Source organism: Haloprofundus salilacus (genome assembly GCF_020150815.1).
GTDB classification, from domain to species: Archaea; Halobacteriota; Halobacteria; order Halobacteriales; family Haloferacaceae; genus Haloprofundus; species Haloprofundus salilacus.
Genome location: NZ_CP083723.1, coordinates 1833727 through 1858015 on the forward strand (window position 1 = coordinate 1833727; position 24289 = coordinate 1858015).

The window sequence follows — 24289 nt, forward strand, 5'->3', positions numbered from 1 at the left end:
CGGAGTTCACCGAGCGAAACGAGTTGAACTTCGAGAGACGCAGTCTCGTCGGAATTTGGAATCCGGGTTGGAGACAGAACCTACGTCTCGAGTTCTTCGATAACGCCGAGGACGGTAATCCGGTCGATAAACAGTTCCAGCTGCGGCCCGTTCCGAGGGTCCCTGCGACGGATCTCCCGGACGAGAAGGGACGTGCGGTATTGCTGCTCGAAGTTAAAGGAGGTTAAACACCAGTCGATTTCCCGTCGAGCGGGTCCTCCTTCGTGACGTTTATCGCGTTTTTCAGCCTGACTAGCTCGACTTCGTGTCGATCGTCTGCGTGACGAACGAACTCCGCCTGCGCACTTTCGAAACCCTCGAAGAATTGGTCTTCTGAGCACGTTTCACAGAGAAGACGATACATCTTAGATCTCGACTTTTCGTTCCATAATGGAGATTTTGCCGTCTGTCTGCGCGACGATTTTTAATCCATTGTACTCGAATTCGATTATAGCAGGCTCCTCAACGCTCTCGGAAATCCGGTCAAGAGCGGTAGTATCGATCGCTTCGTAGAGTGGAGGTCCGATATCGTGTTTCTCCACATCTCTGAATTCAGCAATCGCTTTTACAATATTCACCGATAATGAACTTCCATCAATAAACTGATACTCCTGCTCTTCGCTGGCCATTCTCAGAGGTGGAGACGCAGCGATATCCAAAAAGATTACCGCTTAGGTGAGGCGTATTATATCCGAGATGCAATTTTGTTTTTATTTCCCAAACTGAAACCCAGATACAAAATTGGATGCTTAATTATTCCTTTGAGAGTTTGTCTTCCCCAAAGTGATTGAACGGACGAGTGTATTCGCCTCGTTGGAGTTGCTCTCGTTCGATAGTAAGCCCTAAATCGACCAAATCGGAGGCGACCTGGTTGATTTTCTCTGAGTCGTTCGTTACTGCGAGAACCCGGATGTTATCGTTCGCACTCAACATCTCCTGGACGTTTACCACATGCGATATCTGAAGCGCTTTCTGAGCGAGATCTTCTCGCTCTAGAACCGGTGCGGTACAGGTGAACTGGAGCCGAATCGGAAATCCGGCTCGTTCGTAGTCGACGACCGGGATGTACTTATCGATGATACCCTGGTCCTCCAATTTCTGGATTCGATTCCGTATCGTCTGGTCGGACACAGGGAGCTCTTCCGCCATATCAACTGGAGTCTGCTTGCGTGCGTCCGTCTGAAGCAGATGGAGAATACCGAGATCAATCTCGTCGAGTCGATCCATGCTTTCGAGACGCGTACCACGAGACGATGCAAAGGTTCTTCGGAATTCGAAACCTTCTAAATTATTTCGGACTCCTTCCAAACATTCAAAGTCGACCTGCGAATAGATGAGTAATCCGCACATCGTACCGTGACTCACGGGTCGAGCGTTGGACGACGGGGACTTGAGTAACTCTAATTACTCCGGGGAGACGCTCGGAATAACGAACAGCGCGGAAAATTCGTCGGTCAGGACAGAGCAGATTGAACGTCTGCGAGGGTCGGGCGGTTCGCGATCGAAGGGAGTGCGCCGACCGGGATTTGAACCGGAGCAAGACGGTCGCGCTCACTTCGTTCGCGCGCTACGACTTGCAGGATTCAAATCCCTTTGAGACGCGTTCACTGCTTCAGAGCCTCGCGGCGAGATGAAACTCGCCGCTCAGATAGTGGAATCGAAAAAGTGCGCCGGCCGGGATTTGAACCCGGGCCATGAGCTTGGAAGGCTCAGGTCCTGCCACTAGACCACCGGCGCGCAGTTACCCAGTTCTGGACGAGAGAATAAGGGTGTTACTCTTCGCGGTCGTCGCGGACAGAACACCGACACCGAGAAAACCCGTTCACGCACCGCTAGAACAGTTATAACGCACCAGCTCGACGCGCTCGGTCGGTTCCGGACCGTCGAACCGCGTAGGCTGTTCGACGTACGAAACGGTGACGCTCCGCAACTCGCCCTCGCGCTTTTCGTTCCAACGGTCGCAGAGGTAGCCCGCGAACTCGCGCTGAACGTCCTCGTCGCCCGACCAGTAGGCATCGACCAGATACTTCCGCCAGCGCGAACTCGGGTACATCTCAAGCGTGTCGGGTCGCTCGTCGCCGACGGGCGAGGACAGGTAGTAGGCGTCCACCCGTTTTCCCGACCGGAGTTCGCCGGGCGCGACGTACCAGCCGTCGCTCGTCGGCGGGTGCGGCGCGAACATGTTCCACGTGTGGTCCGCCGGGTCGAGCGCCGGTTCTCCGCGCCCGGGCATCGAGACGAACCCGACGGCGAGGGCGTTCCAGACGAGAATCGCCGCTAGCAACACCGCGACGACCGCGGGGACGACGCGGGCACCCCAGCGGCGGAGCGCGGCGACGCGTTGCGAGGCGGCAACACGCGGCGTCCCATCGGAACGTAACCGGTCGAGTCCAGCGGGGACGCCGAGTCGCGTCGCCGCCGATTCGGCTGGCCCCGAGAGGCGTGCGGCTGCCCTGTTCCACGCCGACGAGGGGAGAAAGACGAGAAGCGCCGCGATCGAGACGAGCGGAAATAGCCCGATGCGCATCGTGAGAAACATCCCGAGGTGCATCCCGACGAACAGCGAGACGAACGCCGTCCGGAGACGACCCGTCAGCAGAAGCAGCAGCGGCGACGCGACGACCATCGCCAACCAGAGCCAGCCGAACGCGCGAAGCAGCGCCGGAAACTGCGCGAGCGTGTCGCCGAGCAGGACGGTGAGCTGCTGGAGATTCAGGACATATCTGACCGCCTCGCCGTCGAGCCAGAGATCGCCTCTGAGTTTGAACACCGCGTTGACCGAGTAGACGAGGACGACCTGAACCAACAGCGCGGCGGACGCGATACCTGCGATTCGCTCTCGCCGCGCTTCGGACCGCCGGAGCGCGTCGAGCGACCAACGTTCGCCGAGCGGGAGGAACAGCCCCCAGAAGAGAAGTCGCCGAAGCACCGAGTCGCCGCCGTTGAGTACGTCGGGATTCCGCGCGTGCAGCGAGACGAGAAGGACGAACGAGAGCAGCACTGCGAGTCGCGTCCGGTATCCCAGCAGCAGCGACAGCGCGCAGAGGCCGGCGAGGAGAAACAGCAGCGCCTGAAACCACGCGGCCCCCGAGAGGGGGTGTATCGACATTTGCGAGAGTGTGGGATACTGCTCGTACAAGAGCGTCCGCGGGAAGACGCCCGCGTCGGTGTAGAAGGCGACGAGGGAGCGCGCGCGGAGCAGCAGATCGACGAGCAACAGCAGGCCGAGCGAGATGCGGAGGGCAGCAAGCGCTCGGGTGTCGATACCGAAGCGGGTCGCGAGGGCAGTAGAGAGATGGGCACGAAGGCTCGTCGCGGAGGGAGGGCTACCCGTATCGCTCATCTGGTCGGTATCACGACGAGTCGGGCTATTCAATCATTCCATCGGCGTCCGAGCGGCGGAGACGGACCGAATCAGAAGAACTGACTCCTCAGTCGTCGTCCGCGGGCGGCGCAAGCGCGCCTTCGAAGGTGCGGGCGGCGTCGCGGACGCGAGCGCCCAGAGCTGGCGTCTCGTCGAGTTCGACGGGGCCGTTCTCGCGGATCTCTTCGAGGCTCCGCGGGAACTCCCGGAGATCGTAGTGGATGCCGATACCGGCTTTCGCGCCCTCGCCCATCGCGACCGGAACCTGATTGTGTCCGGGGACGATGTCGCCGACGGCGACGACGCCCTCGACGCTCGTCCGCCCGTGGTCGTCGACGGGGATGGTCCCGTCGTCGTTGAGGTCGCAGCCGAGTTGCTCGGCGAGGTCGGTGTTGTAGTTCGAGCCGTACATCGGGAAGCCACCGCGGTACTCGCGGAACTCGCCGTCTTCGAACTCGAATCCGTTCAGCCAGCCGTCGTCTCCCTTCTCCATGCCGGTGATCTCGGCCTCGACGACGTCGACGGGGTGCGCGCGGAGTCGCTCGTCGGTCTCGTCGCTCCACTCGGGGTCGTCGCCGCGCAGCAGCAGGTCGACCTCGTCGGTGAAGTTGAGCATGATCATCGCGACGTGGGCGGCGCTCTCGCCGTTGCCCATCACGTACACCGGTCGGTCGATGAACATGTACGCGTCGCAGTGCAGACAGTAGTGTAACCCCTTCCCCGTTCGCGGCAGCGGCGGGTCGGGTCGCTCGTCCGAAAAGCCAGTCGCGATAACGACGCGTCGGGCGAGGAACTCGCCCTCGTTGCCAACGAGGCGGAACCGGCCGTCGTCGGTGCGCTCGGCGTCCGTCACCAGATCACGGTGGAAGTCGGCACCGTACTCTTTGACTTGCTCGCGGGCGGTCTCCAGAAACTCGTTGCCCGAGACGTCCTCGGTGACGCCGATGACGTTGTGGGTGTCGAGCATCATCGCAGCGCGGCCGCCGCCCCGGTCGACGACCGCGGTGTCGTGGCCGAGTCGGGTCGTGTACAGTGCCGTCGAGAGTCCGGCGGGGCCGCCACCGACGACGACGACGTCGTACTCCGCCGGTCCGTCGGCCGCAGAGGTCTCACTCATCGCCTGCCTCTTGGAGCGGCCATCGTTTAAGAACTTAGCTCGCGTGCGACTGTCGTACCCGCCCGGGAAGGAGTGACACGGACCGCCGCCGGCGTTGCATCGACATCGCCGAACTCGACGCCCGCTCACTCCACGACGGCGTAGCAGTTGCCGCTGGAGACGAACACGTCGACGGGCGCGAGTCGGCTCGAATCGAGATCTTCGCGGAACTCCTCGGGATCGTAGATGTGGTAGAACCGGGGAAGCCGCTCGCCGCCGGGAAGAGTCCAGTCGACGGTCGTATCGAAGCCTTCGGTCTCCTCGAACTTGCTGTGTTCGGTGCTCCACGCGCTGACGAGCGCGCGTCCGCTGGGCCGGAGCACTCGCGCGAGTTCGTCGAGGCTCGCCACTCTAGCCTCGCGAGACGCGAGGTGGTGTAAGGTGGCGACGTAGACGGCGAGGTCGAACGTCCCGGCGCGAAACGGCAGTCGTGACGCGTCGCCGTGGACGAGCGACACGTCGAACCTGCGCTCGGTCGCGCGCTTTCGGGCTTCACGGAGGAGTTCACGACTCACGTCGAGACCAACGACTTCGTCGGCGTGCGCCGCCAGCAACTCGCAGTGACGCCCGTTCGCACAGCCGACGTCGAGCGCTCTCGTCGCCGGTCCGTCACCCGTCACGTCGGCGACGAACGACTCCACCTCGGGCCAGGGGTACTCGCGCGTCGCCGCGAAGTGTTCGGCGATGGCGTCGTACGTCGCTCGCGGGTCGCCGTCCATGGACGACGGTTCGTCGGCGCGCATAAACCTGCTACGACCCGCGCCGAACCCGCTTCGTCAGCGGCGATCGCCGACTCGACACTCAGGCTCAGATGAACGCGAAGCCAAGCGACGTCAACGCGAGCAGGACGGCGACGTGTTTGAGACCGTCGAGGGGCGTTCCCTCGCCGAGTTGCCCCGCGACGACGCCGGAACAGACGGCGTGGACGACGCACATGTGGTAGAGCGTGAGCGTGTACAGTCCGACGGAGACGTCGGTGAAGCCAACGAGTCCCGCCGCGCCGCCGGAGGCGACGCCTGCGCTCGGAGCGGCGGCCTGCGCCTCCTCGACGGCGGGGACGAACGCGAGCGTCACGGCAGCGACGATAGCGAGGAAGACGAAAAAGGAGATGTAGATGACCATCTGGTAGGTGAGCATCTCCTGGCGGCGCTCCTCGCGGAGCCGTTGGGTCGCCTCGGCCTCGTCGGCGGCGATGCGGAGGACGGGACCGAGTTCGCCGCTGGCGCGCGCGGCGTTGGCGACCAGCGCCGACGCCCGGGTCACCATCCCCGACCCGACGCGGCGGTCGAACCGCGCCAGCGCCGTCTCGACGTCCGCACCCCACTCGATGTCGCGCCAGAGCCGTCTCACTTCGGGCGTGAGCGCGCCCAGGTCGCTCTCGGCGACTCGCTCGAAGCTCTCGACGACAGTCAGCCCCGCCTCGTTGACGCTCGCCAGTCGGTCGAGGAAATCGGGGACAGCGGCCTCGTAGGCGCGGATACGACGCTTGCGTAGTTCGTGGACAAGCGCGACGCCGCCGAAGGCGACGGCCGCCGCCTCGACGAACGGCCCGTCGAGCGCCGTCACCGCCGCGACGAACTCGTAGGGAACCGAGTCGACGCGGACGACAAACCAGAGGAGCGCCAGCGGAACGCTGAACAACAGCGCCCGCACCGGGCGGTCGAGAAGCACACCGTAGGGGTCCGAGAGCGTCGACCGGAGCGGCCGGAGACGGTCGGAGAGCGCCAACCGCTCGCGGTCGGCCCGCCAGCGGTCTGTACCGGTCGCAGCGTCCGTCGCGTCCGTCGCGTCGGTCGAGGCGCTCGTCGACGCCTCAGCCATCGAGGTGCCGCCGTCGGCGACGACGTCGGCGGTGACGCCGGCGGGCACCTTTCCCACGTCGGGGTCAAGGCGGTTCGACGGCGGGCGGAACGACTGCGTGAGGCTGTCGACGTAGACGACGAAGCCCGCCGTCGCCAGCGGTACGCCCAGATAGACGATGAACCGGAGCATCGGGAGCGTGTCGCTCAGCACGAGACCGATGACCACAAGGATGGTGACGAGAAGCAGCGGCCCGACGACCAGAATCGAAACGTACGCCTCCGCGAACGTCGCCAGCAGTTCGAGATACCGTAGCTGTTGGGACTCGGCCTTCGTCTCGTAGCGCTCGTACTGGTCGTTGAGAAACGCCGAGAGGTTCCGCCCACTGCCGAGGACGCTCGCGAGGTTCTCAGCGAACTCGGCCATATCCTCGCTGGGTGTCCGCCGGGCGGTCCGCGATAGCGCCGTCAGCACGTCGGTGCCGAATGCCTCCATCTCTCTAACGGCGACGCCGATTTCGACCGCCGCCTCACCGTAGACGCCGTCGTTCTCGGCGAGCGTCGAGAGCACCGTCGGAAACGACGTGCCGCTTCGCGACAGCGCGTAGACGAACGCGACGGTCCGCGGCAGCGACGCGTCGATGCTGTTCGACCGGGTGCGCGCCGTCGTGGCGTGGAGATACCAGCGCGCCCAGTAGTAGCCGACGCCGAGCACCGTCGCGACACTCCCCCCCGTCGCCAGCAGCAGCAGAAAGCGCGCGCCGTGGCGAATCGACCCCGCATCGTCGACGACGGCGGTCCCCGCGAGCGTCTCCGCGGCTTCCAGCGACGGAACCGCGAGCAGTCCGAGCGCTGCACCGACGCACGCACCAGAAAACGCCAGGACGGTCGAAACAAAGAGCGTCCGCGCAGCGTGAGTGTGGTGACTCTCGGCGACGTGGGCAGCGCGGAGGCGGTCGGCCTGTCGGACTTTCCGCGGACCGTCGGTCGCAACGTAGTCACCGAAGACGAGCGTCGACGCTCGGGTGAGCAGGCGATTTGTCGGCGGGTGAACGACGGAGAGGGCGAGCGGAACGCAGAGTACAATCGAGAGCGCGACCGCGGACGCGACTCCCGCGTTGGGAATCACCGCGGCCGCGTTGGGAGTCAATGCGGCCGCATCGGGGGTCACCGCGCCTGCGACGAGGGTCACCGTCTCGCCCCGTCGGTCGCCGAGTCGGCCGTCGAACCGGCGAGACGGTCGCCATCGCCGTCGGCGTCGACGCGTGAGAGCGCCGCCTCGGGGTCGGCGTAGTACTCGTTGACGAGCGCCGTGAAGCGTTGGAAGTCGGAGATTCCCCGTTCGTGAAGCGCGTCGAGAAAGCGCTTTCGTCGGTCGAGTTCGCGCAAGAGCGTCGAGCGACTCCACCCTCGTTCGGTCTGAATCTCGCCGAGCAGGTCGCTGTCGTGGCGAGTGAACTCGTCGCGTCCGGGATCCCACGAGAAGGAGGAGGAGTAGTCGAGTTCGCCCGTCCGCTGGTCGATACCCCCGAGTTCGCCGATGACTTTCGTGCGCCGAACCCGTTCGCCGTCGAAGCGGGTGAGCGTCTGTATCGAGAGGATGTCGAGCGACTGCACCATTGCGCGCGGCACGTTGATGGGCTCGTTCTCGAGTCGGTTGATGACCGTCTCGATGCTGTCGGCGTGCATCGTTGAGAACGTCGTGTGGCCGGTGTTCATCGCCTGGAACAGCGTCACCGCCTCGCTACCGCGCACCTCGCCGACGAGGATGTACTCGGGGCGGTGTCTGAGCGCCGAGCGCAGGAGGTCGTACATGTCGACGTCCGCGCCCTCGTGGCGGCGCTCGCGCGTGACGCCCGAGAGCCAGTTGTCGTGGTGTAGCGCGAGTTCACGGGTGTCCTCGATGGAGAGCACTTTCGCCCGCGGCGGGATGAACATCGAGACGGCGTTCATCGAGGTGGTCTTCCCCGACGCGGTGCCGCCGGCGAAGACGAGCGACTTGTTGTGTTCGATGCAGAGCCAGAGGTACGCCATCTGGTCGGCGCTGAACGTGCCGAACTCGACGAGGTCGACGGGAGTGAACGGCTCTTCGGCGTACTGGCGGATCGTGAACGCGGATCCGCGGGGGGTTACCTCCTCGCCGAGCGCCAGTTCCGCGCGCGACCCGTCGGGCAGCGTCGTCTCGACGATGGGGTCGCCGACGGAGATGTGTCGCCCCGACTGCTGGGCGAGGCGGACGACGAAGTTGTCGAGTTCGGCTTTGTCGAAGCTGATGTTCGTCGCGATGTCGGCGTAGTCGTCGTGGTAGGCGAACAGCGGGACGCCGTAGCCGTCGCAGGAGATGTCCTCGATGCGCGAGTCGGCTAACAGCGGGTCAATGCGGCCGAACCCGCGGAAGTCGCGATGGAGGTAGTACAGCAGCGCGTGGAAGCTCTCGGTTCCCGGCGAGACGCCGTACGATTCGAGCAGTTCTCGGAGCGCGCGGGCCAGCGGGTCGTCTTCGAGCGCCGCGTCCGCGCTGTCGGCGGCGCTCGCGGCGGCGTCGCCGAACAGCAACGGCTCCCGGATGTCCGTCGCGACCCGCCGGAGCAACGCCCGCTCGAACCCGTCGAGCTCGGGTTCGACGGTGTGATAGCGGTGGGCGCTCTCGGCCGCGTCGTACGTGACGACCACGTAGGCGTACGGCGCGTTCACCCAGTAGCGGTCGACTTCCTCGTGACCGTCGGGCGGGTCGAACGTCGAAAGCGGCCCGTCGGTCTGCGGGCTGAGTGGGCGAACCGCTACATCGACCCCCCGCAGCAGTTCGAGCGTCCGAGCGGCGCGCTGTCGAAGTGCGTCGAGGGGCGTCGTGGGGGGGTCGGAAGCCGTCGAATCATCAGACATACTGTTCGTTCGAAGTTCAGCGACCATTCCGGCGCGGGGGTCTTAAAACTGGGCGTCGCCGACAACGGCAACCGGCCGACAGAGCGAGCGCGCGTGAGTCGAAATACGGGCATGTCGAAACACGGGTAAGTCGACGGCACGGACGAGTCAACGTACAGTCGGATATGGGATCGGCAGCGCGGACGAATCGCGCGCAGAGACGAATCAGCGTCGCGAGCGAGTCCCCGGGTGGAGCACTCGGACCGAGAGACCGGAGACGGAGACCCAGACGCCCGAGACGGAAACCCAGACGCCCGAGGACTGGGACCGAAACACGAGACGGCGGGCGGTCGAATTGTCCCGCTCGTCTGCGGTTCGGCGTTACGTTCATACCGCCTCGTGCCGAAGTTCCACCTATCGAATGAGGCGGGATTACTTCGAACTGGCAGTCGAACAAATCGACTGGGTCGAAACCGGCGAAACGCCCGAGAAGCCGACGGTCAAGATAGACTTCTACGGCCCGGCGGAACTCCTCCGAAGACGTCTCTCCGACGTCGACGGTGAGCTTCTCGACGCGAAACAGACCGACGTCGCGTTTCGACTCCAGGAATCGCTGGACGAGAACCCCGAGGCGCCGGGGGTCGTCAGCGTCACGAACCGCATCACCGGCGACTTCGTCCTCGAACTGAACGAGGACGCCGACGACGTGCTGAAGTTCATCCGCGCCGCCCGCGAGTACGGCGAAGCGTCCGGCGACGACGACGGCCAGTATCGAGTCGAACTGTTCATCGAAGGCGAACCACTCGTCACCTACGAGAAGTCGACGTTTCTGGTGTACAACGACGACGGAGACTTGTTGCGCCGACAGAGTCTCATCCCCTCCGGCGTCGAACTCTGAGTCCGAGCGAGTCGAACTCCCGCCGTCTGCCGCCCTTTCCGCCGAAACGTCGGTCGCCGCCGGTCACCGGAAACGTCGCCTGAATCACGCCTCTTATAACGCTCAACCGCCGTATTCGTCCCCGTGAAGAACGTCACCGACCGTACGAGCAACCCGTTCGGCATGCGGCCGTCCTGCGCCGAGTTCGTCCCCGGCTACGGCGACGCCAACGCGCATTTTCACGTCGTCGGCGACCACCCCGGCGTCCACGGCGGCGCCGACACCGGCGTCCCGTTCACCAACGAGGCGGGGCGGAGACTCCAGAACGCGCTTGTCGACGCGGGATTACTCCGTAGTTCGGGCGACGAACCCGAGGTAGAGAGGACGTTTCTCTCGTACCTCCACATGTGCGTCGCGGAGACGACGCCGACGCAGACGGAGTACGACGACATGGAGCGGTTCTTCGACGCCGAACTCCGCGCCATCGCCGCGCACGTCCTCGCCCCGGTGGGCGCGCGAGCGACGAAACACGTGCTCGAAACGTACACCGCACAGGCGTGGAAGACCGAGATCGACATGGAGAGACTTCACGCGACGGAGATACGCGGCAGTGGCTGGCTTGTCGTCCCCGTCAAAGACCCCGCAGAGTGGGAAGACGGCGACGCCGAGCGCCTCGTTGAGGCGCTGTTGACGCTGCAGTCGACGGATTATCGCCGCGAGACGGACCTCGGTCGGTTCCTCCCCGGCGACGAACCGTACCTCGTTCGTTGAGTCCGATTCGAAAAATAATTATAATTACCGCCGATTTAGGACGACTGTCCAGCGAAGCGGACGTGTTTTTACTATATTTGAATATACCGCAGTAATTCATCGTTTTTCTGCGTGTTTTAACCACGTCATCCGAGCATTCAGGCCGATATTGGACTGACCCAAGGATTTTTATTGATATCTATCAAATCGGTGATTGGCGTGCGTGGATGTCCATGCCGCCGTTTGCGACTGCGGACTGGTGCTCACCGCAGTGGCTTGGTCAAATGCGGTCCGCCCTGCGGACCGTTTCCCACTCTTCTGAGCGGCGTTACTCCGAAAGCGACGAGTCGGTGAAAAGACAGGCGACGAATACAGGCGACGAGTGCGGATGACGAATAATGGCGGCGAGAGCGGCGAATACGGGCGGCGAACCGCGAGCGATTACGCCGTCGGGTCGGCGGTCCGGTCGCGCAGCTCCGTCCGGCGAATCTTCCCCGTCACGGTTTTCGGCAGGTCGTCGACGAACTCCACCTCGCGCGGGTACTCGTGCGCCGAGAGCTCTTCGCGGACGTGCTGTTGGATCTCCTCGGCGAGGTCGTCCGACGGCGTCTCGTCCTCGGCGAGGACGACGTACGCCTTCACGATGTTACCGCGCTCGGGGTCGGGTTTCGGCACGACGGCGGACTCGGCGACGGCGGGGTGTTCGCCGAGCGACGACTCCACCTCGAACGGGCCGATTCGGTAGCCGGACGAGAGAATGACGTCGTCGGCGCGGCCCTCGAACCAGAAGTAGCCGTCCTCGTCCTTCTGGGCGAGGTCGCCCGAGAGGTACCAGTCGTTCACGAAGCAGTCGGCGGTCTGCTCGGGCTTGTTCCAGTACTCCGCGAAGAAACAGGGGAAGTCGCCGCGGTGGGCGATCTCGCCCGTCTCACCCGGCCCGAGCGGTTCGCCCGTCTCGGGATCGACGATGTCGGAGGTGACGCCCGGCAGCGGTTTGCCCATGCTCCCCGGACGGAGTTCCATCGTCGGGTAGTTGTTAATGACCATGTTGCCCGTCTCCGTCTGGCCGTACGTGTCGTACACCGTCACGTCGAGTCGGTCCTCGGCCCAGTCGATGACCCCAGCGCTCAGCGGTTCGCCGATGCTCAGCGCGTGTCTGAGGTCGAGGTCGACGCCCGCGAGCACCTCCTCGTTCGCCCGGAGCATCCGGTAGGCGGTGGGGACGCTGAACAGCACGGAGACGGGGTACTCGTCGAGGAGGTCCGCCCACGTCTCGGGGTCGAACTCGCCCTCGTACGTAAACAGCGTCGTCCCCCAGAACCACGCGCCGAGTGTGTTGATGGGACCGGTGAGCCACCCCAAGTCGGCGGTGCTCCAGTAGAGGTCGTCCGGTTGGAGGTCGACGGCAAAGCGCTGGGTCGCCGCGACGCCCGCGACCCACCGCTGTTTGTGGAGGACGCCCTTCGCGAGACCGGTCGTCCCGCTGGTGTAGTACAGCAGCGCGTCGTCCTCGCCGCCCGTTTCGACGACGTCGTACTCGTCGCTCGCCTCCGACATCGCGCGCTCGAAGTCCACGTCATCGTGGCGCTCGTCGCCGTGAGCGTCGTCCGCGCCGAGGACGATTACGGTCTCGACCGAGGGCGCGTCGTCGAGCGCGCGTTCGACCGTCTCCTCGTTGTCGGCGGTCGTGACGACGAGTTTCGCATCGCAGTCGTCGAGGCGGTAGGCGATGCCGTCGGGACCGAACCGCTCGTTAACGCTGCCCCAAACGGCACCCGTTTTCAGCGTCCCCACGAGCGCGACGTAGTGCTCGGGCACCCGCGGCATGTAGGAGAACACCCGATCGCCGCGCTCGACGCCGACCGATTCGAGCACGTTCGCGAAGCGGTTCGACTGCGCTTTCAACTCGGCGAAGGAGAGCGTCCGGCGCGACCCGTCCGTTCCGACGTAGCGGAGCGCGACGTTCTCGCCGTCGGCGGCGTGGCGGTCGCACACCTCGTGCGCGATGTTCAGTCGCTCCGGCGCGTCCCAGTCGGCCTCGCCGTAGATATCGTCCCACGCGAACGAATCGTACGTCTCCTCGTACGAGTCTAGGTTGTTCTGTGTCATCAACGACCGTGATGATAACCGGAGGAATAACGGTACGGAATGGTTAAGTCGATAGAATTGTCGAAATTTTATAAGTTTGGTGGCTCAGAGCGATTCGGCGAACTCGCGGAACCGCCGCCCTCCGTCCGACCGAACCGGGTCGCCGTGGCCCATCCCCACCACCTCGACGCCGTCGAGGTGGTCGGCCAACTGGCGAATGCTCTCGTCGTTACGGTCGGCGTCGTAGGCGAGCGCCGACGGGAGGCGTCCGAATCGGCCGTCGTCGCCGCGGACGAGGTCGCCGACCAGCGCAAGTCCGTACTCGCGGTGGACGAACGACGTGTGGCCGGGCGTGTGGCCTGGGGTCCGGTAGGCGACGAACGGACCGACAGCGTCGCCGTCGACGATGCGTTCGACGGAGAGGTCGGGAGCGTCGACGAACGCGCCGAGCGCGCGCTGGAGCGCACCCTTGTGGTTGCCGAGCGGCGGTTTCGCCTCGCCAAGCAGAAAACTCGCGTCGGGTTCGCTGGCGTAGACGGGCGCGTCGAGACCCATCTCCGCCAACCCGGCGAGCGCGCCGACGTGGTCGATGTCGTAGTGGGTAAGGAGCACGCGTTCGACTTCGGCGAGCGAGTAGCCGGCGCGTTCGACGTACTCGCAGAGTCGGGCGGCGTCCATCGGCGTCCCGGCGTCGACGAGCGTCAGTCCCTCGGCGTCGACGAGATAGGCGTTGACGCCGCGGAGCGGTACCCGCCACGTCGTGTCGGAAGGCGGACTCATGCAGGTGGGTACGAGCGCCGGAAGGAAAAATCAGGCGACAGAGAGTGACCAGAGTCGGTACAGTACCGCGAGGCCGACTGGTGGAGCCACTGCGGCCACGGCGACGCTGACCCGTACGGTCCCGAAATGCACTCGGCCGCGCTCCACGCCGTCCGCGCGGACTGTCCGGGTAGCGTTCCCCGACGGTCTCACCGCGTCGCCCAGAGGTAGCGCCCCACGTCGCCGAGGAACAGCGACGCCGAGAGGACCGGAACCAGGACGACCAGAACAAGCGTCGGCGCGACCATCGTCGCGAGAGCGGCGCTCAGACCGAGTGCGGCGAGCGGGGCGAACGACCCGACGGCGTACAGCCACGTCGCGCCTTTGCCGAAGCGGGAGACAGTGACGACGAGCGAGAGGGGGAGCGCGACGGCACCGACCGGGAACAGGAGCGCTTCGGGCGTCGCCGCCGGTGTTTGCGCCGACGCGAGCACGAACTCCAGAAGACTGGTGAGACCGAACGACCCGGTCAGCGCCGTCGACGGCGCGCTCGCGAGTTCGGTCGCGAACGATTCGAGCGCCGGACGTTGGCCGAGCAGGAACTGCGCGACGCCGGCGACGTACAGTATCGTCGCGCCGAGGACGCTCGCCCAGTGGTACGAGAGCGTCCGGCGACGACGCGACCGAGCGTCGGTTTTATTGCGCTGTTGTCGACGGCGGGCGCGACGGGCCTGCCGCGCTCTGGCGCGGGCGTTGGCCGCGTCCGGGTCGTGACCGCCGGCAGTCGCACCGCTGGTTCGGCTACTCGATCGGCGACGAGTCGAGCGACTGCGGGCGCTTCCGGCGGTCGAGGCAGTTTGGGAGGACGACGCGCCGGTCGACGAACGGTTCGTGGAGGCGGTCGACTTCGACGTGGTGCTGCGACTCGAACGCGACGACGCGGCGGACGAACCGCTCGTGGTACTCGCGGAACCCGACGCGTCCGCCGACTCGTCGTCGCCGCCCCAGCGCGACGCGGACGGGTAGCCTTTCATCCGCTTTTTGACGTACGTCGCATGTCCCAGTCGCTCGTAGTCGGCGCGCTCGGACTCGTCGGAGAGCACGTCGTACGCCCGGCGAATCGTCTGGAACTGCGCGGTGGCGCGGTCGTCGTCGTTCACGTCCGGGTGGTACTCCCGCGCTTTCGCCCGGTAGGCGGCTTTCAGCTCCGCCTGTGTCGCGTCGTCGGAGACGCCAAGGAGGTCGTAGAAGTTCTCGGGCATGCCCTGTTGCGGAAGCGCTACGCAAGCCCCCGGTTTGAATGTACCGGAGCGTGACTTTCAAGAAAGAGTGGAGGTGGCCGAACGCGAAAGCCGGGGAACCGATCGAACGCGCGGACGGAAGATGTGGTCGAACACCGAGACGAATCGATCGTAATCGAAAGTGGGAAACCTCATACCGATTCGCCGAGTGGTTCGACCGTGAAGCGAATCCAACTTGGGAACACCGTCTTCGAGGGAAAAAACGACGTCTACCTCCTCGACGGGGAGACGACGACCCTCGTCGACACGGGCGTCGCCACCGCGGCCGTGCGCGACCAACTCGAATCCGAGTTGGCGGCGTACGGCGTCGCCTTCGCCGACGTCGACGAGATTCTTCTCACCCACTGGCACTACGACCACGCCGGCCTCGCCGGCGAGATACAGGCCGAGAGTGACGCCGTCGTCCGCGTCCACGAGGCCGACGCGCCGCTGGTTGCGGGCGATGAGAGCGCGCTCTCCGCGGAGAACGAGACGACGCGACGGAAACTTCGCGAGTGGGGACTGCCCGACGACCGCCGCGAGGAACTGCTGGAGTTCCTCGGCGACCACGAGAGTCTCGCGGGTCGCCCCGCGGACGTGACGCCGTTCGAGGACGGCGAGACGTTCGACGTCGACGGCCGCGAGTACGAGACGTTCCACCTCCCCGGCCACTCGGCGGGTCTCTCCGCGTTCGCCTTCGAGGGCGAGTCGGGCGAGGAGGCGTTCGTGGGCGATGCGATTCTCCCCAAATACACGCCCAACGTCGGCGGCGCGGACGTGCGCCTCGACGCCCCGCTGGAACTGTACGTCGACAGCCTCGTCCGGTTCATCGACCGCGACTTCGACCGCGCGTGGCCCGGCCACCGCGACGTCATCAACGACCCCTCTGCGCGGGCGGCGACCATCCTCGACCACCACCGCGAACGGACCGAGAACGTCGTTGGCGTGCTTCGCGAGCGCGGCCCGAGCGACCCGTGGACGGTGAGCGCCGAACTGTTTGGAGAATTGAAAAACATCCACGTGCTCCACGGTCCGGGCGAGGCGTTCGCGCACCTCGCCCACCTCGAACAGCGCGGCGTCGCCGAACGCGACGGCAACGACTACGCGCTGGTCGACGACGACCCGGCTATCGACGATCTGTTCCCGACGGTCGACGTGCGGTCGTAGCGCCACGAGCGTAGTCGGTCGCTCGGTGGTGGGGCGTGATTGCGCATCAGCCAGCGAGTCTTGTTGTCTTCTCCTCTTTCCTCTTGTTGCACCGCTGGCAGCGGTACGCGTCGACGCGTTCGCTGTTCTCGGCGCTCTCGGCACGCACGGCGGACTCGTCCGATTCGGTGGGCCACTCGTGGCCGAGAATCCAGCAGATGACGACGGTGAATCCGTCGACGGGTTTGGGGCCCCACATATCACCCGATTGCGATCTTGTGTACTTAATACTGCGGAGTGTGAGAACCGTCGAGCGCGTGGCGGCGGAAGACGAAACACTAAACCGGCCCGGAACGGAACGCAGGGGCATGGAACTGCGGGTCATCGACAAGACCGACGAGGAACTCCGCATCGAAGTCGCCGGGGAAGACCACACGTTCATGAACGTGCTCAAGGGCGCACTGCTGGAGACAGAGAGCGTCATCGCCGCGACGTACGACATGAACCCCGAGCAGTCGGGTGGCCAGACCGAACCCGTGCTCACCGTCAAAACCGACGGCACCGACCCCCTCGACGCGCTCGGCGAGGCCGCCGGGCTGGTCCAAACCCAGATGGGTAGCCTCCGCGACGCGTACGAGTCGGCCGCGGGCGCGTAGGCTGGCCGATTCTCGGGGCTTCCCCGTCGGTGCTCTCTTCTCTGGGTTTTCGTCTTCTCTCGCGTCAGGGAGCGACAAGCGCCCACTCGCGGCACTTTTCGTAGTCGACGTTACTTTTCGCAGTCGGCGTCGCTCTTTTCACTCAGTTTCGTAGCCTTCGCTCGACTCGTACGTCTTCTCGCCCCCCTCGATAGCGACGTCGAGCCAGTTTTCGACCGGAACCATCGGGCACTCGTAGCGCGCGGAGTACGCGCAGAATGGGTTGTACGCGAGGTTGAAGTCGACGACCCACCGGTCGCCGAGACGGTCCTCCTCGGCGTGCAGATCGAGATACCGGCCTGCGCCGTACGTCTCCTCGTCGCTGGTCTCGTCGCGGAACGGGACCCAGAGGCCGGGGTCGTCGGCGCTGCGGCGATACGCTTGCAGCGTCTGCTCGTCGCCGTCGACCTGTAAGCGGAACTCGCCCCAACGGAGGTACTCGCGCTCCCCGTCGGTCGTCGTCGCGACGACGACTCGTTCCTTCTCCACGTGTTCGTGCAGGTCGAGTTCGAAGCGGTAGTTTTCGTCCGGCGGGTAGTAGCGCAGTCCCTCGAAGTCGGGGCGCTCGGCGTCCGGAATCGGCGACTGCGGATTGTCGCCGAAGTAGTCGTCTTTCTCGCGGCGCTGCTGTTCGAGGGTGGCCTCCCAGTCGGTCGGTGCGCTCATGGGTGTAGATACGGGAGCCGGATAAATCAGCGTTCGTCGCGCGTGCCGACGGCGCGCACCACGGCGAAAGCGACGAGCGAGCGGAGGGCGAACCGATTACAGTCGAACCGGCACGTCGCGCTCGTCGAGATACTCCTTCACGTCGTGAATCGAGTACTCGTCGAAGTGGAAGATGGAGGCGGCGAGTCCGGCGTCCGCGCCCGCCTCGGTGAACACCTCGTACATGTCCTCGGGACCGCCGCACCCCGACGACGCGATGACCGGCGTCGAGACGGCGTTGCAGACAGCTTTCGTCAGTGGGATGTCGTAGCCGTCCTTGGTGCCGTCGGTGTCGATGGAGTTGACGAACAGCTCGCCCGCGCCGCGGGATTCGGCCTCCTCCGCCCACGACACCACGTCGATGCTGGTTCCCTTGCGGCCGCCCTTGACCGTGCACTCGAACCAACAGGACTCGCCGTCGACCTGCGCGTAGTGGTCGCCGTCCTCGTCGTACCGGCGGCGGGCGTCGACGCTGATAACCATGCACTGACTGCCGAACGCTGCCGCGCCCTCGGTGATGAGTTCGGGACGTTCGAGCGCCGCGGTGTTGATAGAGACCTTGTCGGCACCGGCGCGGAGCGTCTCCTTGATGTCCTCGCGGGTGCGGATGCCGCCGCCGACGGTCAGTGGGATGAACACCTCGTCGGCGACGCGCGAGACGGTGTCGAGCATCGTCTCGCGGCCGTCGGCGGAGGCGGTGATGTCGAGGAAGACGAACTCGTCTGCGCCCGCTTCGTTGTAGAGCTTCGCCATCTCGACCGGGTCGCCGGTGTACCGCAGATCTTCGAAGTTGACGCCGGTGTAGACGGCCGGGTTCCCGTCGTCGTCCAAGTCCACGTCGATACAGGGGATGATGCGCTTCGTCAGCATTCGCTATCGGACGCTTCGCGGGTGGCGGGTTTCACGGTTTCGACTACGGGAGCGCGCTCTCGACGACGAGAACCGATACGACATGTCGGTGTGGTCGGTTCTGAGGGGGGTGAGAAGAAAGTTGACACACCGTTTCGCTCACCACCTTCACAGTAGTCGGACCGTGATGGCTCCGACGCTCACGGATACTCTCTCACGGCGGTAATACTCGTCGCCAACACGGATAGGCCGATCCTCGAACGGTGTGAAAATTCGACGGCCGTCGGACTCAGTTCGTCGCTCAGTTCGTCTCGCAGCCCGTGCGAAAGCCGTTCTCCGAGGGTTCTGATGCGGACGTGGTTCGCGAATCCGTCGCCGAAACCGACCCATAGTATATTGGGTCGACCACGAGAGCCGACTTCGGTGAAGCGGCCAGCCGAGGCAATTCGCTGGAGGTGGTTCGTTTCGCGAGACGGTCCGTCAGTCGAGCCGATAGACGCGGCTCTCCCAGGGGCGGAGCGCGAGCGCGTCCACGTCGTGTTCGACCGGAGGGCCGTCAGCGGCCTCGTAGTTGCCGACCAGCAGTTCGGCGGTGGTGTCGTCGAGCGACTCCCGAAGGTAGTCGGGCAGTTCGAACGCCGTCTTCCGGTCGGCGAAGTTGTGCAGGACGAGGGCGGTCTCGTCGCCGAGCGTCCGCGTGTACGTCCAGAGGCGGTCGTGCTCGCCGTAGTGCATGTCGTAGTCGCCGTAGACGAGCACGTGGTCAGACTTTCGGACGTCGATGAGTCGGCGGTAGTAGTGCCAGATCGACGCCGGGTCGTCGCGGGCGGCGTCGACGTTTATCTCCTCGTAGTTTGGGTTGACGTTTATCCACGGCTCGCCGTCGGTGAAGCCCGCGTTCTCGTCGTCGGACCACTGCACCGGCGTCCGGGCGTTGTCACGGCTGTTCGCGCGCACGCCCTCCTTAATCTCGTCGAACGTCCCGACGTCGCCGATGTCCATCGCGTGTTCGACCGGGTTGATCGTCTCGACGTCGCGGAACTCGTCGATGCTGTCGAACGGAAAGTTCGTCATTCCGATCTCCGCGCCCTGGTAGACGTACGGCGTCCCGCGGAGAGTGAAGAGCACCGTCGCGAGTAGTTTCGCGGACTCAACGCGGTACTCCTCGTCGTTGCCGAAGCGCGACACCGACCGCGGCTGGTCGTGGTTGCTGAGATAGAGGCTGTTCCAGCCGTCGGGGTAGAGCCCGTTCTGCCAGCGGGTGAAGACGCGCTTCAACTGCGGGAGCTTCCAGTCGTGGTAGTCCCAGATGTTCTCGCCGAGGTCCAACAGCACGTGGTCGAAGTGAAACAGCGTGTCGAGTCCGTCGCCGTCCTCGCCGATGTACCGAAGCGCCTCCTCCATCGGCATCTCCTGGCCGATCATCTCGCCGACGGTGAACGTGTCGTAGTTCGAGAGCACCCGGTCGTGCATCTCCCTGATGTACTCGTGAACCTTCGGGCCGTCGATGGTGCCGCCGAAGTCGTCGTACACGTGCGGCGGGTCGTGTTGGGTGACGCTGTCCGGTTTCGAGATGAGGTTGATGACGTCCATCCGGAAGCCGTCGATACCTTTCTCGAGCCACCACTCCATCATCTCGAACACGTCGTCGCGAACGTCGGGGTTCTCCCAGTTGAGGTCCGGCTGTTTGCGGTCGAAGAGGTGCATGTACCACTCCTCGCTCTCCTCGTCGTACGCCCACGCGGGACCGCCGAAGAACGACCCCCACTCGTTCGGTGGGGCCTCGTGTTCTGGGCCTTCGTGGCCGGTGAAGCCGTCTACGTCGGTCCGGCCGTGTCGCCAGATGTAGTAGTCGCGGTACTCGCTGTCGGGGTCGAGCGACTTCGTGAACCACGCGTGCTCGTCGGAGGTGTGGTTGACGACGAGGTCCATGATAAGTCGAATATTCCGGTCGTGGAGCCCCTCCAGTAGCTCCTCCCAGTCGTCCATCGTGCCGAACTCGTCCATGACGGACCGGTAGTCGGCGATATCGTAGCCGTTGTCCGCGTTCGGCGACTCGTACACCGGGTTGAGCCAGACGATGTCGATGCCGAGCGCGTCGAGGTAGTCGAGTTTCTCGACGATTCCGGGGATGTCGCCGACGCCGTCGCCGTCGCTGTCGTTGAAGCTCCGCGGGTAGATCTGGTAGACGACCGACTCTTTCCACCAAGCCCTGTCGACGTGCGGGGGGTCGGCGTCCTCGCTCGTCGCATCTGATGTCTCCTTCACGGCCACACAGACGGGCGGAAGCCATTTAGTTGTGTTTTAGTAGGCAGGTGCAGTAGCCCCTGGCATGACCGACCAGAGCAAGCCGAGCGAGCGCCGCGACGTCGACGAAGGGGCGGAACCGCACCAGGAGGCCGAGGACACGACGGCGGGCGAGCGAACGACCGCGCCGCAGAGCGCGTACACGATGAGCCAGGTGAGCACCGGGTTCGTTGTCCTGCTCGTCGGTCTCGCCGTCGTCTTCGGTATTCCGCTGCTTCTCGCCTGAGCGGGGGAACCGAGACGACCGTCGCCGATGTTTTTGGCAAGCCTAAAAAACCGGGCGTCCGTCCGTCCGGACGATGAGCGACACGAGCGGACCGACGGGCGCCGAACGAGCGGGAGAGCGAAAGTTCGACGCCGGCGATACTGGCAAGATCGACGAGGAGCGCGGTCAAACCCGCGAGGACGGTCAAACTGACGAGAGCGAGCGTCGGACGGCCGTCGACGAGAGCGACGAAGTCGACGAAACCGGCCGGAACCGTCCCTACACGTTCGACGACGTGAGCGTCGTCATGGGGACGTACAACGAGGAGGCGGCCATCGAGTCGGTGCTCTCCGACATCGACGAGGTGACCGACGGCCGAGCGGAGGTCGTCTGCGTCGACGGGTCATCGGACCGGACGCCCGAGATAGCCCGCGAACACGGCGCGCGGGTCGTTCGGCAGAAACCGCAAGGCTACGGCGTCGCCGTGGAAGCGGCGCTGACGGCGGCGTCGCGGCCGGTCATCGTCACGACTGACTGCGACGGCACCTACCCGATGGAGCAGCTCCCCCAGTTTCTCGACGCCATCAACGACGGCTACGACGTGGTAAGCGGCGACCGACTCTACCACGGCGCGGCGGCGATGCCGGCGTTCAACCGCCTCGGCAACGTCGCGTTCGCACTGCTAGCGAGCGCGCTCATGGGACACCGCGTCCGCGACACGACGACGGGGATGCGCGCGTACCGCCGCCGCGTCGTCGACGACATCGAGTGGACCGAGAACACGGGACTGTCGGCCGAACTCCTCATCCGCTCGCTGATGCGCGGCTACGCCGTGACGGAGCTACCCATCGAGTACGACGAACGACTCGGCGAGACGAAACTCGACCCGCTCGGCGGCGGAGCCGCTATCGCGAAATCCATCGTGAAGGTGTGTCTCGAAGAGCGGCGGCGACGAGAGTAAGTCGCGAGAGTGGAAACGGCGACGCGACTCGTCGACAGCGGCTGAACGCCGGTCGTTACAGCGACTCGTCGATGTAGTCGGCCGTCCGAAGCGCGAGCGCGGCGATGGTGAGCGTCGGGTTCATCGCGCCGCTCGTGACGAAGGCGCCGGAGGACGGAATCCAGAGGTTCAAGAGGTCGTGCGTCCGGAGGAGGGGGTCGACGACGCTCGATTCGGGGTCCGTTCCCATCCGCGTCGTCCCCATGTGGTGGTAGGCCGGGCCGGTGTTGTCGGGTCCGACAGTCCACTCGATGTCGACGCCCATCGCCTCTAACACCGTCCGCTGAATCTCGTTGGCCCGGCGGAGTGTCCGTTTCGTCCGCTCGTCGATGCGCCAGTGAATCGCCGGGATGGGGTTGCCGTGGTCGTCGGTCCGTTCGGGGTCCAGCGCGATGCGGTTCTCCGCTCGGGGGAGTTGCCCGACGAGCGCGCCCATCGCGACGTGATTTCCGTATCCTTCGCGGAGTTGCGGCAGCAGGTCGTCGCCCCACGTGTCGGCTCCGAGCGCCATCTCGACCGGCGACGGACCGGCGTAGTTGAGAAACTCCAGTTTTATGGGCCCGATGTCGGCGTCGCTCGGCGGAATCGAACCGTCGATCCCCTCGACTCCAGCCCCCGGGTCGTCGTAGAACTGATGGCTCTCGGTGGTGATGAACCCGACGTGGTTCTGTCGCGTCCGCCGGTCGAGCGTCCCGCCCATCCCGGCGAACAGGTGGTCCATGAAGTATCGGCCGACGAGTCCCGAGGAGTTCGCGAGGCCGGCGGGATACTGCTCGGATTCGGAGAGGAGGAGCAGTCGCGGGTTCTCGACGCCGCCGCAGGCGAGGACGAACGCCCGTGCCTCCTGTCGGTACTCGTCGCCGTCGGGCGTCGCGTAGACGGCCGCTTCGACGCGTTCGCCCGCGTCGTCGTGTTCGAGTCGCTGGACCGGCACTCGGTCGAGAACACGCGCGCCAGCCGCCTCGGCCTTCTCGACGTGACTCTCGGCGGTGTACTTCGCGCCGGACGGGCAGACGGGCTTGCACGTCCCGTAACCGACGCACGCCGAGCGGTCGTCGTACGGTTCGGAGTTTCGCGCGTTGGGTACCGAGTGCGTCGTCACACCGACGCGCTCGCACGCCTCGGCGAACAACGAGTCGCTGTAGGACGGCTCGAACGCTGGGAGCGGGTGGGGTTCGTCGCGTGGCGGCGCGAACGGATTGTCCGACGCGCCCGCGACGCCCAGTGCGGACTCCGCCTCGGCGTAGTACGGCATCAGGTCGTCGTAGTCGACGGGCCAGTCGGCGGCGACGCCGTCGCGACTCCGCCGCTCGAAATCCGACTCGTGGAGGCGCATCACCATCCCCTGCCAGTGGAGCGTCGACCCGCCGACGCCCTTCACGCGGGCGACGTTCAGCGGGTAGAACCGCTCCCCGGGCGTCGTGAAGGCGTCTCTTGGGCCGCTCATGTCCCACACCTCGTCGCCGTTGTGAATCGGGCGAATCGTCCGCTCCATCCGTTCGAGGCGGTCGGTCGAATCGAATCGGGGGCCCGCTTCGAGGACGACCACGTCGTAGCCCCGGTCGGCGAGTCGGTGGGCGACGAGGCCGCCCGCCGGTCCTGCGCCGACGACGCAGACGTCGACGCGCTCGCTCGGCGTTCGGTCCGGTTTGTCCCCGTCGGGTTCGCCCCCGTCCGCCTCGTCTCCGTTCCCCTCGTCGGCGTCGCTGGCGCTCACCGCTCCGGCCCCCGTCGGTAGCTCTCGGTCCCTCCAGCGTACCCCTGCGGGTTCTCGATGCCGACGAGTTCGCCGCCCGCGGGCGACGTGTAGAGCGCGTACTGCAGTTCGTTGACGACGAAGTACCGAACGCGCTCGGCGTCGGTCCCTTCGGGGTCGGGGGCGGCCGTCTCCGCGCCCAGCTGCCGGAGCAGTTCGTCGCGCTCCTCGCGCGCCAACTCGGGCACCGTCGCGCCGAACCAGTCGACGGCGTACTCCTCGACGAGCGCAGCCGTCTCGACGACGCCGCGTTCGTACGTCGATCGTTCCGCCGCCCGCCCGACGACGTACGTCTCGACGAACTCGGCGACGTTCTCGACCGCCGAGGGGTAGACCGCCTCCGCGAGGGCGACGAGCGTCTCGCCGGTCGGAACGTCCGGCGTCTCCTCTCCGCCGGTATCCAACCGGTCCCAGGCGAGCGCACCCGCGCCCCCGACGGCGACGCCGCCGCCCGCGAGCGCGGCCAGCGCGTCCCGTCTCGTCAACTCCATCGCCTTCGGTTTAGGTCAACCTAAACAAAGAGGTTGTGATTTCCGAGGGCGGAGAGTCGGGTAGCGAGAGTCGATCCGGCACACGTCGGGCGAGTAGTTCGTTGGTCCTCCAGTTAGCCATCCGTAAAGATATCTGGATAGCTTTCCGTATAGGTTTCTAA

General features: G+C 65.3%; 22 protein-coding genes and 1 tRNA gene. 6 read left to right on the forward strand and 17 right to left on the reverse strand.

Features of this window, described 5'->3' with window-relative positions; genetic code table 11:
- Positions 1-404 precede the first annotated feature (404 nt).
- From LAQ58_RS09420 to LAQ58_RS09455, 8 genes are all read right to left on the reverse strand, one after another.
- Positions 405-668, reverse strand: a complete 264-nt coding sequence (locus LAQ58_RS09420; RefSeq protein WP_224447193.1) for a HalOD1 output domain-containing protein — start codon at positions 666-668, stop codon at positions 405-407.
- 124 nt (positions 669-792) lie between these two features.
- Positions 793-1266 (reverse strand): Lrp/AsnC family transcriptional regulator, encoded by a 474-nt coding sequence (locus LAQ58_RS09425; RefSeq protein WP_224447194.1) that lies wholly within the window; start codon positions 1264-1266, stop codon positions 793-795.
- A 439-nt stretch (positions 1267-1705) separates the two neighbouring features.
- Positions 1706-1776, reverse strand: a tRNA-Gly gene (locus tag LAQ58_RS09430).
- A gap of 85 nt (positions 1777-1861) precedes the next feature.
- Complete coding sequence (locus LAQ58_RS09435; protein ID WP_224447195.1) at positions 1862-3382, reverse strand: HTTM domain-containing protein; 1521 nt, start codon at positions 3380-3382, stop codon at positions 1862-1864.
- An 88-nt stretch (positions 3383-3470) separates the two neighbouring features.
- Positions 3471-4520, reverse strand: a complete 1050-nt coding sequence (locus LAQ58_RS09440; protein WP_224447196.1) for an NAD(P)/FAD-dependent oxidoreductase — start codon at positions 4518-4520, stop codon at positions 3471-3473.
- 125 nt (positions 4521-4645) lie between these two features.
- Positions 4646-5278, reverse strand: coding sequence for a class I SAM-dependent methyltransferase (locus tag LAQ58_RS09445; protein WP_425490643.1), 633 nt, complete (start codon positions 5276-5278; stop codon positions 4646-4648).
- Positions 5279-5366: 88 nt separating this feature from the next.
- A complete protein-coding gene (locus LAQ58_RS09450; protein WP_224450145.1) occupies positions 5367-7487 on the reverse strand; it encodes a type II secretion system F family protein in 2121 nt (706 codons plus the stop codon).
- Between the two features lie 59 nt (positions 7488-7546).
- The gene (locus LAQ58_RS09455; protein WP_224447198.1) at positions 7547-9241 is read right to left on the reverse strand and encodes a type II/IV secretion system ATPase subunit; all 1695 of its coding nucleotides are present in this window, start codon (positions 9239-9241) and stop codon (positions 7547-7549) included.
- Positions 9242-9641: 400 nt separating this feature from the next.
- Here LAQ58_RS09455 and LAQ58_RS09460 point away from each other — a divergent pair, with 400 nt between their 5' ends.
- On the forward strand, positions 9642-10118 hold the full coding sequence (locus LAQ58_RS09460; RefSeq protein WP_224447199.1) for a DUF5793 family protein: 477 nt from the start codon (positions 9642-9644) through the stop codon (positions 10116-10118).
- A gap of 123 nt (positions 10119-10241) precedes the next feature.
- Entirely contained in the window at positions 10242-10868 is a 627-nt protein-coding gene (locus LAQ58_RS09465; RefSeq protein WP_224447200.1) for a uracil-DNA glycosylase family protein, read from the forward strand.
- A gap of 420 nt (positions 10869-11288) precedes the next feature.
- On the opposite strand, the gene LAQ58_RS09470 is transcribed toward LAQ58_RS09465, so the two are convergent.
- The 3 genes from LAQ58_RS09470 to LAQ58_RS09480 form a co-directional block, all read right to left on the reverse strand.
- The gene (locus LAQ58_RS09470; protein ID WP_224447201.1) at positions 11289-12956 is read right to left on the reverse strand and encodes an acetate--CoA ligase; all 1668 of its coding nucleotides are present in this window, start codon (positions 12954-12956) and stop codon (positions 11289-11291) included.
- A gap of 84 nt (positions 12957-13040) precedes the next feature.
- Complete coding sequence (locus LAQ58_RS09475; protein WP_224447202.1) at positions 13041-13715, reverse strand: MBL fold metallo-hydrolase; 675 nt, start codon at positions 13713-13715, stop codon at positions 13041-13043.
- Between the two features lie 188 nt (positions 13716-13903).
- The gene (locus LAQ58_RS09480; protein ID WP_224447203.1) at positions 13904-14956 is read right to left on the reverse strand and encodes a DnaJ domain-containing protein; all 1053 of its coding nucleotides are present in this window, start codon (positions 14954-14956) and stop codon (positions 13904-13906) included.
- Between the two features lie 198 nt (positions 14957-15154).
- On the opposite strand from LAQ58_RS09480, the gene LAQ58_RS09485 reads away from it, so the two are divergent.
- Complete coding sequence (locus LAQ58_RS09485) at positions 15155-16141, forward strand: MBL fold metallo-hydrolase (RefSeq protein ID WP_224447204.1); 987 nt, start codon at positions 15155-15157, stop codon at positions 16139-16141.
- A gap of 46 nt (positions 16142-16187) precedes the next feature.
- Here the strand turns inward: LAQ58_RS09485 and LAQ58_RS09490 are convergent, their stop codons facing one another.
- The gene (locus LAQ58_RS09490; protein ID WP_224447205.1) at positions 16188-16379 is read right to left on the reverse strand and encodes a hypothetical protein; all 192 of its coding nucleotides are present in this window, start codon (positions 16377-16379) and stop codon (positions 16188-16190) included.
- 109 nt (positions 16380-16488) lie between these two features.
- Here LAQ58_RS09490 and LAQ58_RS09495 point away from each other — a divergent pair, with 109 nt between their 5' ends.
- Positions 16489-16776, forward strand: a complete 288-nt coding sequence (locus LAQ58_RS09495) for a DNA-directed RNA polymerase subunit L (RefSeq protein ID WP_224447206.1) — start codon at positions 16489-16491, stop codon at positions 16774-16776.
- A 138-nt stretch (positions 16777-16914) separates the two neighbouring features.
- On the opposite strand, the gene LAQ58_RS09500 is transcribed toward LAQ58_RS09495, so the two are convergent.
- The 3 genes from LAQ58_RS09500 to LAQ58_RS09510 form a co-directional block, all read right to left on the reverse strand.
- Complete coding sequence (locus tag LAQ58_RS09500; protein ID WP_224447207.1) at positions 16915-17481, reverse strand: DUF1684 domain-containing protein; 567 nt, start codon at positions 17479-17481, stop codon at positions 16915-16917.
- 96 nt (positions 17482-17577) lie between these two features.
- Complete coding sequence (gene hisF / locus LAQ58_RS09505; RefSeq protein ID WP_224447208.1) at positions 17578-18390, reverse strand: imidazole glycerol phosphate synthase subunit HisF; 813 nt, start codon at positions 18388-18390, stop codon at positions 17578-17580.
- A gap of 459 nt (positions 18391-18849) precedes the next feature.
- Complete coding sequence (locus tag LAQ58_RS09510) at positions 18850-20637, reverse strand: glycoside hydrolase family 13 protein (RefSeq protein WP_224447209.1); 1788 nt, start codon at positions 20635-20637, stop codon at positions 18850-18852.
- Positions 20638-20701: 64 nt separating this feature from the next.
- On the opposite strand from LAQ58_RS09510, the gene LAQ58_RS09515 reads away from it, so the two are divergent.
- The gene (locus LAQ58_RS09515; protein WP_224447210.1) at positions 20702-20902 is read left to right on the forward strand and encodes a DUF7550 family protein; all 201 of its coding nucleotides are present in this window, start codon (positions 20702-20704) and stop codon (positions 20900-20902) included.
- A gap of 286 nt (positions 20903-21188) precedes the next feature.
- Positions 21189-21842 carry a dolichyl-phosphate hexose transferase gene (locus LAQ58_RS09520; protein ID WP_224450146.1) on the forward strand — a complete coding sequence of 218 codons (654 nt, stop codon included), beginning with the start codon at positions 21189-21191 and terminating at the stop codon, positions 21840-21842.
- A gap of 55 nt (positions 21843-21897) precedes the next feature.
- Here the strand turns inward: LAQ58_RS09520 and LAQ58_RS09525 are convergent, their stop codons facing one another.
- Together LAQ58_RS09525 and LAQ58_RS09530 are read right to left on the reverse strand one after the other, a co-directional pair.
- Positions 21898-23598: a GMC family oxidoreductase gene (locus LAQ58_RS09525; RefSeq protein WP_224447211.1), complete on the reverse strand. Its 1701-nt coding sequence runs from the start codon at positions 23596-23598 to the stop codon at positions 21898-21900.
- Positions 23595-24128: a gluconate 2-dehydrogenase subunit 3 family protein gene (locus LAQ58_RS09530; RefSeq protein ID WP_224447212.1), complete on the reverse strand. Its 534-nt coding sequence runs from the start codon at positions 24126-24128 to the stop codon at positions 23595-23597. Before LAQ58_RS09530 ends, LAQ58_RS09525 begins: the two co-directional genes overlap by 4 nt.
- Between the last annotated feature and the right edge of the window lie 161 nt (positions 24129-24289).

Coding starts and splice junctions, on each gene's coding strand:
- LAQ58_RS09420 (WP_224447193.1), bottom strand. CDS start 668: ATGGCCAGCGAAGAGCAGGAGTATCAGTTTATTGATGGAAGTTCATTA.
- LAQ58_RS09425 (WP_224447194.1), bottom strand. CDS start 1,266: ATGGATCGACTCGACGAGATTGATCTCGGTATTCTCCATCTGCTTCAG.
- LAQ58_RS09435 (WP_224447195.1), bottom strand. CDS start 3,382: ATGAGCGATACGGGTAGCCCTCCCTCCGCGACGAGCCTTCGTGCCCAT.
- LAQ58_RS09440 (WP_224447196.1), bottom strand. CDS start 4,520: ATGAGTGAGACCTCTGCGGCCGACGGACCGGCGGAGTACGACGTCGTC.
- LAQ58_RS09445 (WP_425490643.1), bottom strand. CDS start 5,278: ATGGACGGCGACCCGCGAGCGACGTACGACGCCATCGCCGAACACTTC.
- LAQ58_RS09455 (WP_224447198.1), bottom strand. CDS start 9,241: ATGTCTGATGATTCGACGGCTTCCGACCCCCCCACGACGCCCCTCGAC.
- LAQ58_RS09460 (WP_224447199.1), top strand. CDS start 9,642: ATGAGGCGGGATTACTTCGAACTGGCAGTCGAACAAATCGACTGGGTC.
- LAQ58_RS09470 (WP_224447201.1), bottom strand. CDS start 12,956: ATGACACAGAACAACCTAGACTCGTACGAGGAGACGTACGATTCGTTC.
- LAQ58_RS09475 (WP_224447202.1), bottom strand. CDS start 13,715: ATGAGTCCGCCTTCCGACACGACGTGGCGGGTACCGCTCCGCGGCGTC.
- LAQ58_RS09480 (WP_224447203.1), bottom strand. CDS start 14,956: ATGCCCGAGAACTTCTACGACCTCCTTGGCGTCTCCGACGACGCGACA.
- LAQ58_RS09490 (WP_224447205.1), bottom strand. CDS start 16,379: ATGTGGGGCCCCAAACCCGTCGACGGATTCACCGTCGTCATCTGCTGG.
- LAQ58_RS09495 (WP_224447206.1), top strand. CDS start 16,489: ATGGAACTGCGGGTCATCGACAAGACCGACGAGGAACTCCGCATCGAA.
- LAQ58_RS09500 (WP_224447207.1), bottom strand. CDS start 17,481: ATGAGCGCACCGACCGACTGGGAGGCCACCCTCGAACAGCAGCGCCGC.
- hisF (WP_224447208.1), bottom strand. CDS start 18,390: ATGCTGACGAAGCGCATCATCCCCTGTATCGACGTGGACTTGGACGAC.
- LAQ58_RS09515 (WP_224447210.1), top strand. CDS start 20,702: ATGACCGACCAGAGCAAGCCGAGCGAGCGCCGCGACGTCGACGAAGGG.
- LAQ58_RS09520 (WP_224450146.1), top strand. CDS start 21,189: ATGGGGACGTACAACGAGGAGGCGGCCATCGAGTCGGTGCTCTCCGAC.
- LAQ58_RS09530 (WP_224447212.1), bottom strand. CDS start 24,128: ATGGAGTTGACGAGACGGGACGCGCTGGCCGCGCTCGCGGGCGGCGGC.